Source organism: Citricoccus sp. (genome assembly GCF_035445025.1).
GTDB lineage: Bacteria > Actinomycetota > Actinomycetes > Actinomycetales > Micrococcaceae > Citricoccus.
Genome location: NZ_DAOMPX010000001.1, coordinates 124,586 through 135,921 on the forward strand (window position 1 = coordinate 124,586; position 11,336 = coordinate 135,921).

14 protein-coding genes are annotated in these 11,336 nt (G+C 72.7%); 6 read left to right on the top strand and 8 right to left on the bottom strand.

Annotation, left to right across the window (positions count from 1 at the left end):
* Positions 1-44: 44 nt before the first annotated feature.
* Entirely contained in the window at positions 45-755 is a 711-nt protein-coding gene (locus tag PLJ28_RS00600; protein WP_298043407.1) for a C40 family peptidase, read from the bottom strand.
* Positions 756-1,100: 345 nt separating this feature from the next.
* Positions 1,101-1,667 (bottom strand): dihydrofolate reductase family protein, encoded by a 567-nt coding sequence (locus PLJ28_RS00605; RefSeq protein WP_183530262.1) that lies wholly within the window; start codon positions 1,665-1,667, stop codon positions 1,101-1,103.
* A 98-nt stretch (positions 1,668-1,765) separates the two neighbouring features.
* Between PLJ28_RS00605 and PLJ28_RS00610 the strand changes: the two genes are divergently transcribed.
* Positions 1,766-2,782 (top strand): MsnO8 family LLM class oxidoreductase, encoded by a 1,017-nt coding sequence (locus tag PLJ28_RS00610; protein WP_183530264.1) that lies wholly within the window; start codon positions 1,766-1,768, stop codon positions 2,780-2,782.
* Positions 2,783-2,879: 97 nt separating this feature from the next.
* Positions 2,880-3,161: a DUF1876 domain-containing protein gene (locus tag PLJ28_RS00615; protein ID WP_010144849.1), complete on the top strand. Its 282-nt coding sequence runs from the start codon at positions 2,880-2,882 to the stop codon at positions 3,159-3,161.
* Positions 3,162-3,218: 57 nt separating this feature from the next.
* Here the strand turns inward: PLJ28_RS00615 and PLJ28_RS00620 are convergent, their stop codons facing one another.
* From PLJ28_RS00620 to PLJ28_RS00630, 3 genes are all read right to left on the bottom strand, one after another.
* The gene (locus tag PLJ28_RS00620) at positions 3,219-4,148 is read right to left on the bottom strand and encodes an amidohydrolase family protein (protein ID WP_183530266.1); all 930 of its coding nucleotides are present in this window, start codon (positions 4,146-4,148) and stop codon (positions 3,219-3,221) included.
* 70 nt (positions 4,149-4,218) lie between these two features.
* Positions 4,219-5,226, bottom strand: a complete 1,008-nt coding sequence (locus tag PLJ28_RS00625) for a zinc-dependent alcohol dehydrogenase family protein (RefSeq protein WP_183530268.1) — start codon at positions 5,224-5,226, stop codon at positions 4,219-4,221.
* A gap of 24 nt (positions 5,227-5,250) precedes the next feature.
* Positions 5,251-5,685 carry an OsmC family peroxiredoxin gene (locus tag PLJ28_RS00630; protein WP_183530270.1) on the bottom strand — a complete coding sequence of 145 codons (435 nt, stop codon included), beginning with the start codon at positions 5,683-5,685 and terminating at the stop codon, positions 5,251-5,253.
* Between the two features lie 223 nt (positions 5,686-5,908).
* Between PLJ28_RS00630 and PLJ28_RS00635 the strand changes: the two genes are divergently transcribed.
* Together PLJ28_RS00635 and PLJ28_RS00640 are read left to right on the top strand one after the other, a co-directional pair.
* Positions 5,909-6,394 carry a pyridoxamine 5'-phosphate oxidase family protein gene (locus PLJ28_RS00635; RefSeq protein WP_183530272.1) on the top strand — a complete coding sequence of 162 codons (486 nt, stop codon included), beginning with the start codon at positions 5,909-5,911 and terminating at the stop codon, positions 6,392-6,394.
* Positions 6,395-6,453: 59 nt separating this feature from the next.
* Complete coding sequence (locus tag PLJ28_RS00640; RefSeq protein ID WP_324589819.1) at positions 6,454-6,906, top strand: GNAT family N-acetyltransferase; 453 nt, start codon at positions 6,454-6,456, stop codon at positions 6,904-6,906.
* A 111-nt stretch (positions 6,907-7,017) separates the two neighbouring features.
* Here the strand turns inward: PLJ28_RS00640 and PLJ28_RS00645 are convergent, their stop codons facing one another.
* Complete coding sequence (locus PLJ28_RS00645) at positions 7,018-7,932, bottom strand: NADP-dependent oxidoreductase (protein ID WP_183530276.1); 915 nt, start codon at positions 7,930-7,932, stop codon at positions 7,018-7,020.
* 117 nt (positions 7,933-8,049) lie between these two features.
* Between PLJ28_RS00645 and PLJ28_RS00650 the strand changes: the two genes are divergently transcribed.
* Complete coding sequence (locus tag PLJ28_RS00650) at positions 8,050-8,514, top strand: pyridoxamine 5'-phosphate oxidase family protein (RefSeq protein WP_183530278.1); 465 nt, start codon at positions 8,050-8,052, stop codon at positions 8,512-8,514.
* Positions 8,515-8,549: 35 nt separating this feature from the next.
* Here PLJ28_RS00650 and PLJ28_RS00655 read toward each other — a convergent pair whose 3' ends face one another.
* Positions 8,550-9,065: a hypothetical protein gene (locus PLJ28_RS00655; RefSeq protein WP_183530280.1), complete on the bottom strand. Its 516-nt coding sequence runs from the start codon at positions 9,063-9,065 to the stop codon at positions 8,550-8,552.
* A 146-nt stretch (positions 9,066-9,211) separates the two neighbouring features.
* On the opposite strand from PLJ28_RS00655, the gene PLJ28_RS00660 reads away from it, so the two are divergent.
* The gene (locus PLJ28_RS00660; protein WP_183530282.1) at positions 9,212-10,414 is read left to right on the top strand and encodes a YbfB/YjiJ family MFS transporter; all 1,203 of its coding nucleotides are present in this window, start codon (positions 9,212-9,214) and stop codon (positions 10,412-10,414) included.
* Between the two features lie 84 nt (positions 10,415-10,498).
* On the opposite strand, the gene PLJ28_RS00665 is transcribed toward PLJ28_RS00660, so the two are convergent.
* The gene (locus PLJ28_RS00665) at positions 10,499-11,308 is read right to left on the bottom strand and encodes an SDR family oxidoreductase (RefSeq protein WP_183530284.1); all 810 of its coding nucleotides are present in this window, start codon (positions 11,306-11,308) and stop codon (positions 10,499-10,501) included.
* Positions 11,309-11,336: the final 28 nt, after the last annotated feature.

The window sequence follows — 11,336 nt, forward strand, 5'->3', positions numbered from 1 at the left end:
GCCCTGGACCGTCAGGATCCCGCAGGGATCCCGGAGGGTTCTGGTCAGTACCGGACGGCGGTGCCGAGCATGTTGGTGGGGCTGTAGTTCAGGTTGGTGACGGACACGCCCATCTGCGGGTTGCGGGCGTGCGCGATCTTGCCATCGCCGATGTAGATGGCCACGTGGTAGACACCGGAACCCGAACCGTTGTTGGACCAGAACACGAGGTCACCCACCCGGAGGTTGTTCATGGAGACCTTCTGCCCCCCGGAGAACTGCGCCGAGGAGCCCCGCGGGATGCTCTTGCCGGCCTGGGCGAAGGCGCTCTGGGTGAAGCCGGAGCAGTCATAGGCGGTGGGGCCGTTGCCGCCCCAGCTGTAGTAGACGCTCGGATCGGCGGCCTTGGCGGTGGCCCACTGGGCCACGTCCGCGCTCCAGCCGCTGGCGGAGGAGGTGGTGTAGGACGCCAGCTGGTAGGTCGCCTGGGACGAACCGGTGGAGGCCGGGGTGTAGTCGTACGACCCACCGGCAGCGGAGGTGGCGGCGGTGGAGGTGGAGGACGAGTCGCCCGCGCTCCAGTTGTAGCCCTGCTGGGCCGAGTAGTCGACGGTCGCGGCGCCGCCGTCGTTGGCCGCGGCCGGGGCCACACCGGCGATGGTGGCTCCGGCGACGGTGGCCAGACCGGCGACGCCGACGGTCAGGGAACGACGACGGTGAGTGCGGCGGGCCTGCTTCTCGGCGAGGAGGCGGGCACGGCGGGAGGAGTAGGTCATGGGATGCTCTCAATGCTTCGCGTGTAATCGGATCGTTACATACCGTACACGAATGTTATCGAGTCGCAACCTTGCGTGTCCCTGTCCATCACCTGGATGTTTCCTGAAAGTGCCATGCAGGAGGCCACAGCGGGCGCGCGCCCAGGTCCACGCACGGCCCTTGACGTTACCACTTCGTGATTCTCGCGTCGTCCGGGTCGGGGACATGCCGCGCTGACCGGTGGGTTCCCGGTTCCGCGATCACCCGGCGGCCACGTTCCGGGCCCTGACCGTCAACGTGCGGACCGGACAGTTGACGGTCCGCACGCTCGGCGCGGCGGTGGCCGCGACGGGGAGGTCGCGGGCTCAGGAGCCCCGGGACGACGACGGGGTGACGTCGTAGACCAACCGGGCCCACTCGCCGATCTTCTCGGCCGAGCGCAACCGCAACCGGTCCCACCGCGCGTCGCCGGCGAACAACGGCTTGCCGGAGGCCAGGGTCACCGGCGCGAGGGTCAGGCAGACCCGGTCCAGGGCGTCCGCCTCGAGGAATTGGGCGGCGAGCCTCCCGCCGCCCATCATCCAGATGTCGCCGGCACCGGCGGCCGCCCGGATCTCGGGGAGGTGCCGGCCGACGTCGCCGTCCAGCACCCGCACGTCCGCGCCCTCGGGAACCGGCAGCTCACGGCTGGAGAAGACGAACAGCGGCTGGCGCCCGAGGTACTCCGGCCACTGCTCCGGGTGGGCCATCAGGTCCTCGTGCTCGAGCACCCACTCGTAGGTGGTGGAACCCATGACGATCGCGGTGGCCGACTCCATGAAGGGCGTGAGGTCGGGCTGCTCCCCCGGGATGGCGAACAGCCAGTCGAGGGAGTCGTCCTCGGTGGCCAGGAAGCCGTTGAGCGTGCACGCGGTCTCGTAGATGACGGCCATGGCCGAACCGTAGCAACCCGGTCCCCGGCACCGCTGCCCCTGGACGGCTACTCCTGAACCCCGGCAATATCCCCGGTCCGGATCGTGTTGAGGCTGGTATGACCGCCCCTGGCCCCTCCCGCGTGCCCGTCTCCATCCTCGACCGCGCCAACTCCCTCGCGGGCTGCACGGAGGCCGAGGCCCTGGACGCGGTGGTGGACCGGGCCCAGCGCTCCGAACGGCTGGGCTTACGGCGCTTCTGGGTGGCCGAGCACCATGGCGTCCCGGGCATCGCCGGTTCCACGCCCACCGTGCTGATGGCCGTCCTGGCAGCCCGCACGCAGTCCATCCGCATCGGTTCGGGCGGGGTGATGCTCCCCAACCACCAGCCCCTCGTGGTCGCCGAGCAGGCCGCCACCCTCGAGGCCCTGTTCCCGGGGAGGATCGACCTGGGGCTCGGCCGCTCCCTCGGCTTCACCCCGGCCGTGCGGCAGGCGCTGCGCACCGGTGAGGACGCCGCCCGCGACTTCCCCGGGGACCTGGCGGAACTGACCGGTTTCCTGCGGGGCGAGTCACCCTTCGCCGCGCGGCCGCGTGACCACGCCGCCACGCCGCTCTTCGTCCTGGCGAACGGCCAGGGACTCACCACCGCCGCACGAGCCGGGCTGGCCGTCGTCGTGGGCGGGCCCGCCCTCTTCCCGCGCGACGGGCACGCCACGCACCCGGGCCTGGACCTCTACCGGGAGCAGTTCCGTCCCTCGCCCTGGTACGCCGAGCCATACGTGATCGTCTCGGCCAACGTGGCGGCCGCGGACACCCGCGAGGCGGCCCGCCGGTTGTTGCTGCCCGAGTCCTGGGCGCTGGCCCGGTCCCGCTCCCAGGGTGAGTTCCGGGCCCTGGCGGACGTGGACGACGTCGTGGCCCGGCTGCACGGCGAGGGCGTCACCGGACGCGACCGGCAGCGGGTGTCGGAGAACCTCGAGCGGTCCATCCACGGGACGCCCCGGGAGGTGCGGGCCGGCGTCGAGGACCTGATGCGGTTCACCGGAGCGGATGAGCTGATGGTGACCGGGGGCATGAGCGACCTCGAGGGCCGGCGCCGCTCGGACGAACTGCTGGCCGAGCTGTTCTGCTGAGAGGACCCGTCTTCCGGCCATGGACACGTGGACGCGCACGGTCCTACCCTCGTCTCATCCCCGACCAGACGCTGAACGACCACCTGGAGGGAACACGATGACACACACCTGGAGAATCTCCGTCAACCTGGTCACCACGGAGGACCCCACACCGGACGAGCGCGTCACCACGGCCCACGCCCAGCTCACCACCACCTCGGGGACCACCCTGGAGGGGTTCGGCCGGGCCCGGCGCAACCCCGTGGACCGCGACGTCCCGGAGATCGGCGAGGAACTGGCCACGGCGCGCGCACTGCGGGACCTGGCAGACCGGCTCCTCAACGCGACCTCGGACGACCTGTCCGCGATCGAGCACCAGAGGATCCACCTGTACAAGTAACCGTCGGCCCCCCGGCCGCTCCGCCCCGCCCCGGTCCCACCGGCCTGCAGGCGGTGGTCAGCGAGCCGTGAGCCCGACGAGCCTGCGCGGCGTGTGCCACAGCGCGCCGCGCATCCAGTCGTCGTCCATGCCCCACGCTGCCAGCGCCTCGATCTGGTGGCTGTAGGAGTAGGGGATGGACGGGAAGTCCGTTCCGAGGACGACCTTGTCCCGCAGGCCGCCCAACGTCTGCGGGTAGTCCCGCGGCGCCGGGTGCGTCCGCTGCATGTACGAGGTCCCGACCATCGTCGTGTCCAGGTAGACGTTCGGGTGCCGCGCCGCAAGTTCGGCGAACTCGCGGTACTCGGGCAGGCCGGCGTGGGCGATCACCAGGACCAGTCCCGGATGCCTGCCGACCAGTTCGCGGATGGGCTCCGGCCCGGTGTACTGACCTTGGTGGGGACCACTGCCGCAGTGTATGACCACGGGGGCCCCGGCCTCCTCCGCGGTGGCCCATGCGGGGCCCAGGAGGGGGTCGAGGGGGGTGAAGCCGCCCACCTGCACGTGCACCTTGAAGATGCGCGCCCCTCGCTCCAGGCTCCGCACCACCTCGTCCTGCACACCCGGCTCGGGGTAGAACGTCGCGGAGTGGATGGCGTCCGGGTGGCTGGCGGCGAAGTCGGCGGAGTAGTCGTTGAGCCAGGCCGCCATGCCGGGCCGGTGGGCGTAGTTCAGCGTGGTGTAGGCGCTCACGCCGATCTCCCGCAGCGTGGCGACCCGTTCCTCCTCGGACTGGCGGTACTCGATGTGCCACGGCGGCCCACCGCGCTCCGCCTCGGTGTCGAAGAACGCCCAGACCTTCTCCTGCACGTTGGCCGGCATGAAGTGCACGTGCAGGTCGGTGATGCCGGGGATCCCGAGCGATTCCAGGTAGGGCCGGACGTCCCGGTCCGTCCGGGGCGCCGGGGCGGTCGTCCCGGCCGTACCGCGCGTTCGTTGCGTGTCCACGTTCGCACCCTAACGAACCCGGGGCCGGCCCGGTGACCACCGCAGGTGTCTCCTCCCTGTGGGCCTCCGGCTACGGTGCGGCCACCCGTAGCACCGCCGCCCCCGTGACACGGTCCCCGGCCAGGTCGGCCAGTGCCCGGTCGGCCTGCTCCAGTGGGTAGGTCACGGTGGTGGGCCGCAGCGGGATGCGGGCGGCCAGGCGCAGGAACTCCTCACCGTCCTGACGGGTGTTGGCGGTGACGCTGCGGACCTGCCGCTCCTGGAACAGGTCCGAGGCATAGTGGAGCGCCGGGATGTCGCTGAGGTGGATGCCGGCCAGGGCGAGTGTCCCCCCGCGGTCCAGGGCACGCAGTGCCGACGGCACCAGGTCACCGGCCGGGGCGAAGATGATCGAGGCGTCCAGGGGCACCGGCGGTGTCTCCCCGGACTCACCCACGAAGTCGACGCCGATCTCACGCGCCAGCTGCCGGCCCTTCTCCCCACGGGTCATGACGTACACCTCGGCCCCCTGGTGCAGCGCCACCTGGGCGGCCAGGTGCGCCGAGGCCCCGAAGCCGTAGATCCCCAGCCGCCCGCCCGGTGGCAGGTCCGCCCGTCGCAGCGAGCGGTAGCCGATGATCCCCGCGCACAGCAGCGGGGCGGCCGCCTCGTCCGCGAAGGCGTCCGGGAGGTCGTAGGCATAGGCCTCGGGGACCACGGCCAGCTCGGCGTACCCGCCGTCGTCGTCCCACCCGGTGAAGCGCGGGGTGAGGCACAGGTTCTCGGCACCGCGGCGGCAGAACCGGCAGTGGCCACAGGTGTGCCGCAGCCAGGCGATTCCCACCCGGGCGCCGACGGCGAACCGCTCACACCCGGGACCCAGTGCGGTGACCTCACCGACGATCTCGTGACCGGGCACCACCTCGGGCCGGTGCAGGGGCAGGTCCCCCTCGACCACGTGCAGGTCGGTGCGGCACACCCCGCACGCCAGGACCCGGACGAGCACCTCGCCCGGGCCCGGCTCGGGGTCCGGGCGCTCACCGAGGCGCAGCGGTTCCCCGGTCACCGGCCCCTGCGCGGCCACCCACCAGGCGCGCATCGTGAGTTCCCCGGACCGGACCGGTCAGGCCAGCGAGGCCTTCAGGGTGATGTTCTTGACGGCCGCGAGCGCCTGGGACACGGGGCACTGGTCCTTGGCCTCGCCGGCGATCCGCTCGAAGTCCGCTGCCGAGATCCCCTCGACCTGGCCGTTGACCGCCAGCGCGATGCCCGTGATGCCCTCCCCGGCCACGAAGGTGACCTCGGCGGTGGTGTCCAGCTGGGTCGGGGCGGTGCCGTTGTCCTTGAGCATGTTGGCGAACTGCATGCTGAAGCAGGTGGCGTGGGCGGAGGCGATGAGCTCCTCCGGGGTCGTGGTGCCGCCGGACTCCTCGCCGCGGGACTTCCAGGCGACGTCGAAGGTGCCGACGTTCGAGGTCTCGAGCGTGGTGGTGCCGGAGCCGGTGAACAGGTCACCCTTCCACTGCGTGCTGGCGGTGTTGACGATGGGACGCGGCATGATTCCTCCTGATGGTCGATGCTGGGGTCGTGGCCTGCGGGACCCCTGGTCGCCACCGTAACGAGAACCGGCCGCGGATGTCAGGGGGTGCTGGCCGCCGCCCGGTGGGCGGTCGGCCGCCCACCCTGTGTTCACCCCTTGTCCGTCCGGCCTCGGCGGACGAGAGTGGAACCACGAGGGACGGCCCCACCGGCTGCCGTGGACCCGCGACGAGGAGGACCGGATGACCAATGACCAGAGCCGCACCGAGGACCTGAGCGAGGACGCCTGCTGGGCGCGGTTGCGCACCGGGGAGGTGGCGCGCCTGGCCGTCATCGTGGAGGACCACCCGGAGATCTTCCCCATCAACTACGTGGTGGACCACGGATCCCTCGTCTTCCGCACCGCCGAGGGCACCAAGGTCCATGCCGCACTGTCCACCTCGCGGGTGGCCGTGGAGGTCGACGGCGTGGACGCCCCGGAGGAGGGCGCCGGGGCGCCGGCCGCCCACGCGTGGAGCGTCGTCCTGAAGGGCACTGCGGAGCAGATCACTGCAACGGACGAGCTCATGGACACCACCGAGCTGCCGTTGACCCCGTGGCAGACGGGGGCCAAGGGCAAGTTCGTGCGGATCAGGCCCACCCAGGTCACGGGGCGCAGGTTCGCGGTGACCTCGCCGGAGGAATGGCGCACCTCGGTCTCGGGCGCGCCCCACGCCTCGGACGAATGACCCCGTCGGGCCGGTCCAGTGCTGCGGCCAGCGCTGGATCCCGGCAGGGCCCGACGGCGGTGGGCCGGTCAGGTGCCGGCCGGGCCGACGTCGTGGGCCGGCTCCTGTACGACTTCAACACCGAGTTCGACTCCCCGACCCCCCGCGCCGGGGAGTTCGCGGCGCGCTTCGCGCGACTGCTGACGCGCGACGACGTCCTCGTGCTGCTGGCCGGAGATCCGGCGGAACCGACCGGCTTCGCCTACCTCACCCTTCGTCCGTCCCCGTACTTCGACGGGCCGCTGATGCAGCTCGAGGAGCTCTACGTGGTCCCGGCGTTGCGCGCCCGGGGCATCGGCACCGCCCTGATCCGGGATATCCTGCGCCGTGCCCGGGAGCTGGGCTGCGGCGAGATCCACATCGGCGTGGACGAGATCGACGTGGCCGCCCGCCGCTTCTACGAACGGCACGGGTTCTCGAACCGCGAGCCTGGTGAGGACTACCGGATGCTGTTCTACGTCCGGGCACTCTGACGCGCTGCGTCCGGGGTGAGAGGACGCGTCCGTGCGGGTCCCACGGCTGCGCAGTCCTCTCGATCCGGACAGACGGAGGGTGCCCCGTCGGGTCCTGGTCCCGACGGCGGTTCAGGCGAGCACCACGATCTTCCCGGCCGCGTGCCCGGTCTCGACGGCGGCGACGGCCCGCTCCGCCTCCACCAGCCGGAATCGGCCGGTCACCACGGGGGCGAACCACCCGGCCGCCACCAGCGCGGCGACCTCCGTGAACACGGCGGTCGTGCGCCGCCGGGTCACCCCGGACCCGCCCAGCGCCTCGGCGCCGGGGACATCGGCGATGCTGCGCAGGGCGTCGGGCCGGTGCAGCAGGGGCGCGGCCTCGGCCAGGGCCTGCCCGCCGACCGCGTCGATCACGGCGTCCACCCCCTCGGGGGCGAGGTCGCGGACCCGGCCGGTCCAGCCGGGTCCCTTGGCCACGTGCACCGCCCCGAGCCCGGTCACCACGTCCCGCTTGGACTCCGAGGCCACCCCGAGCACGCGCAGGTCCCGGTCCCGGGCGAGGCCGCAGACGCACGTGCCCACCCCGCCGCCGGCCCCCAGCATCAGCACGGTGGCCCCGGCCGGGAGGCTGAGCTCGTCCAGGGCGTCGTATGCGGTCCCCGCGGCCACGGGGATGCAGCAGGCCTGCTCCTCGGTCACGCCGTCGGGGATGCGGGCCGTCCCCGACGCGTCCAGCAGGACGTGACTGGCCAGCGCCCCGGTGCCGGCCGCCGTCGCACCGAAGACCCGCTCTCCGGGAGCGAACCCGGTGACGTCCGGACCGGTTCCGAGCACCACCCCGGCGGCCTCGCGGCCGAGCGCCATGGGGAAGCGCACCGGGATCCGGCCGGTACGCAGGCCGTTGCGGACCTTGATGTCCGCCGGGTTCACCCCCGCCGCCGTCATCCGCACCAGGACCTGGCCGGGACCGGGTGTGGGGTCCTCCTGCTCGAGGTGTTCCATGACCTCCGGGCCGCCGTACCGCTGGAAACCGAACATGCGCATGGGAGCAGTCAAGCATCCCGCGGTGACCAGCACTTGTGCTCGGTCACGGGGCGCGGCCCAGAATGGTCCGAGTCAACCGGCCGTCCCGTCGTGGACCGGTCGCGCCGAGGAGGACCGATGACCGAGCAGCCCGCCACCGAGGAGCACCTGTCCGAGGACGCCTGCTGGGAGCGCCTGCGCCAGGCGCCCGTGGGACGGCTGGGGGTGTGGGTCCAGGACCATCCGGAGGTCTTCCCCGTGACGTTCACGGTGGACGGCCGGACGATCCTGTTCCGCAGTGGGCCGGGGACGAAACTGGACGCCGTGCTGTCCGGGACGCCGGTGGCCTTCGAGGCGGACGCGCTGGAGGCCACCACCTCCATCGTCTGGAGCGTGATGGTCCGGGGCAGGGCCGAGCAGATCACCCGGTCCGTGGAGCTGATGGAGACCGGGGACCTGCCGTTGAGGCCCTGGCACCCGGGTGACAAGACGGCCCTCGTCCGGATCACCCCGGCGGAGGTCACCGGACGGCGGTTTCCCATCGCCGATCCGGAGTGGTGGCGGTCCGTCGCCGCCGACATCCGCCGGCCGGCCGAGGACTGAGCGCCGGCGGGGTCACCGGCCCGAGGGACCGCCGCTCAGTATCCGGCCAGCAGGTTCTTCGCGCCGACGATCGCCAGGCCCAGTGCCGTGATGCTGACCACGATGACGACCGTGCGCAGTCGGCCCGCGTCGTAGGTCCGGGCCACGATCGCCGCGGCGACGACGATGTACCCGAGCAGGGCGATGGTGACGGCGCCCGTCTCGCGCTCCGAGAACACCAGGTCGACGACGGTGACCAGCACCCCCACCTTCAGTCCGCCACCCAGGCCGGCGGCCGTGATCCGCAGGTCCTGGCGGCGGCTGTTCCCCACGTCCGTGGCGAACTGGGCCAGACTGAACGCGAACCAGTGCACGAGCAGCAGCCCGACGAGGATCCCCCAGAGCGCGGGCAGGGGACTGTCCGCACCCTCCCCGAGGTCGACGAGGGTGCCCAGCGAGGCCAGCAGGCTGATGGCGATGTACAGGCCCACGGCCATCGACTCACGCAGCAGGTGGGCCTTCTCGTGCTCGCTGATCTCCTCAGCCGGCGAAGGATGCTGGTCGGCGACCATGGGCCGAGTCTATTCAGCGGGGGGATCCCCCGGAATCCCTGACGATCCGGCGGAGCCGCCGGCCGGGTGAGCGCGGACGGCACCGCGTGCGGGTCACGGACGGGCGATCGACAGGGTCCGGACTCCCCCGCTGCTAGCGTCGGGCCATGAGAGAGCCCCGATCCTCCCGCGCGGTCTGGACCGCGCTCGGGCTCGCGGCCGGGCCGGCGTCGGCGTTCGCGTTCGCCCGGTTCGCCTACGCGGTGCTGCTTCCGCCCATGCGGGCCGACCTGGACTGGTCGTACGCGACGGCGGCCCTGCTCAACACGACCAACGCCGCCGGGTACCTGCTCGGGGCGGTCCTGGCCGCCCGGGTGGGCCGGGTGCTCGGGACGCGCCGCGCCTTCCTGGCCAGCATGCTGGTCACCGCCGCGGCCCTGGGGGCGTCCGCGCTGAGCTCCCTGCTGCCGGTCCTGCTCGTGCTGCGGCTGGCCGCCGGGATCTCCGGGGCGGTGACCTTCATCCTCGGGGCGGCGCTGACGGCGGCCCTGGCCTCCCAGCTCGACGGGCCACGGACCGCGCGGCGTTCGGCCCTGTTGATGGGGATCTACGTGTCCGGTGGCGGCATGGGCGTGGTCGTGACCGGTTTGCTGCTGCCGGCCGCCCTGTCCTGGTTTCCCCCGGAAGCTGGCTGGCGCGTGGGCTGGGCCGCGCTGGGCATCGCGGGCGTGGCGGCCTGGATGATCGCCGTGCCGGCCGCGCGCCGGGCCCCGTCGCCACCCCCGCGCCGGACCGGGGCGCGCGCCCCGGTCCGCACCCTGCTTCCCCTGCTGGCCGGGTACACCCTGTTCGGCGCCGGGTACATCGCCTACATGACCTTCATCGTGGCCCTGCTGCGCGGCCAGGGCGCCGGGGACGCGGAGGTGGCCGTGTTCTGGATCGTGCTGGGCCTGGCCGCGATGATCGGCGGGTTCGCGTGGTCCCCCGTGGTCGGCGCGCTCTCCGGAGGCCGAGCCCCGGCGCTGCTCATGGTCGTCGTCGCCCTCGGAGCGGGACTGCCCCTGCTGGCGGACCACCCGGTGTTCTCGCTGGGATCGGCCGTGTTGTTCGGGGGGACGTTCCTGGCGCTCGTCGGCGCGGTCACGCACGCCGCCCAGCGGGTCCTGGACCCGTCTCAGGTCACCGACGGGATCGGCACCCTGACGACCGGTTTCGCGATCGGCCAGTCGATCGGCCCGGTGCTGTCCGGGGTGGCCTCGGACTCGGCCGACGGCGTGCAGGCCGGGCTGGCCCTGTCCGTGGTGATCCTGCTGGCCGGAGCCGTGGTCTTCCTCGGCCAGCGCCCGCAGGCGGCCCATCCCGGGACCTGAGGGCCGGCGTGGGCGCCGAGGGCAGGTCAGCCCCTGACAAGCACGCCGGCCGCTGGGGTGCGGCTCAGCCGCGGCACCACAGGTTCAGGGACGCCGCCAGCCGTCGCCCTCGAGGTGTGATCCGGCCATCGGCCCCATGGTGAGCATGCCGCCGTCGACGGCCCAGGACGCACCGTTGACGTACCCGGCGTCCGGGCCGCACAGGAAGGCCACGACGGCGGCGACCTCCCGGGCGTCCCCCGGCCGGGCGACGGGGATCCCGGGACGGTGCTTGCCCTCGAGGACGGACTCGTCCTCCTGCCCGGTCATCGGGGTGGCGATCTCCCCGGGCGCCACCGCGTTGACGGTGATGCCGTGCTCGGCCAGTTCGAGGGCGGCGACCTTGACCAGCAGCCCCAGGCCACCCTTGGCCGCGCAGTACGGTCCGGCCCCCACCCGCGGGGCGTGCTCGTGGACGGAGGTGATGGCCACGATCCGTCCGCCCGCACCGGCGGACACCATGTGGCGTGCGGCCGCCTGCAGGCAGCAGAACGCGCCGTCCAGGTCCACCGAGATCACGTGCCGCCAGTCCGGGTAGTCCATGTCCAGCAGCCGGGTGGCGGTGCCCGTCCCCGAGCACATCACGAGGGTGTCGACGCCACCCATCTCCTCGGCCAGCCCGTCGACGACCCTGGTGCCCTGCGTCGGGTCGGCCAGGTCGAGCCGGCGCACGTGGGCGGTGCCGCCGGCGGCACTCACCTCGGTCGCGGTGGCCTCCGCGCCCTCGCGGTCCTCGTGCCACGTGATGCCGATGTGACGTCCCGGGGCGGCCAGTGCCACCGCCGTGGCCTTCCCGATGCCGGAATCGGCCCCCGTGATGATGATCCTGCGGGGATGTACGGCGGACTCAGTCATGGTTCCTCCTGGTACGGGTCGGTGCGGT

Bases quoted from the DNA above. Each gene is read 5' to 3' on its own strand.
- PLJ28_RS00600 (WP_298043407.1), bottom strand. From the start codon at position 755: ATGACCTACTCCTCCCGCCGTGCCCGCCTCCTCGCCGAGAAGCAGGCC.
- PLJ28_RS00605 (WP_183530262.1), bottom strand. From the start codon at position 1,667: ATGGCCGTCATCTACGAGACCGCGTGCACGCTCAACGGCTTCCTGGCC.
- PLJ28_RS00610 (WP_183530264.1), top strand. From the start codon at position 1,766: ATGACCGCCCCTGGCCCCTCCCGCGTGCCCGTCTCCATCCTCGACCGC.
- PLJ28_RS00615 (WP_010144849.1), top strand. From the start codon at position 2,880: ATGACACACACCTGGAGAATCTCCGTCAACCTGGTCACCACGGAGGAC.
- PLJ28_RS00625 (WP_183530268.1), bottom strand. From the start codon at position 5,226: ATGCGCGCCTGGTGGGTGGCCGCGCAGGGGCCGGTGACCGGGGAACCG.
- PLJ28_RS00630 (WP_183530270.1), bottom strand. From the start codon at position 5,685: ATGCCGCGTCCCATCGTCAACACCGCCAGCACGCAGTGGAAGGGTGAC.
- PLJ28_RS00635 (WP_183530272.1), top strand. From the start codon at position 5,909: ATGACCAATGACCAGAGCCGCACCGAGGACCTGAGCGAGGACGCCTGC.
- PLJ28_RS00645 (WP_183530276.1), bottom strand. From the start codon at position 7,932: ATGCGCATGTTCGGTTTCCAGCGGTACGGCGGCCCGGAGGTCATGGAA.
- PLJ28_RS00650 (WP_183530278.1), top strand. From the start codon at position 8,050: ATGACCGAGCAGCCCGCCACCGAGGAGCACCTGTCCGAGGACGCCTGC.
- PLJ28_RS00655 (WP_183530280.1), bottom strand. From the start codon at position 9,065: ATGGTCGCCGACCAGCATCCTTCGCCGGCTGAGGAGATCAGCGAGCAC.
- PLJ28_RS00660 (WP_183530282.1), top strand. From the start codon at position 9,212: ATGAGAGAGCCCCGATCCTCCCGCGCGGTCTGGACCGCGCTCGGGCTC.
- PLJ28_RS00665 (WP_183530284.1), bottom strand. From the start codon at position 11,308: ATGACTGAGTCCGCCGTACATCCCCGCAGGATCATCATCACGGGGGCC.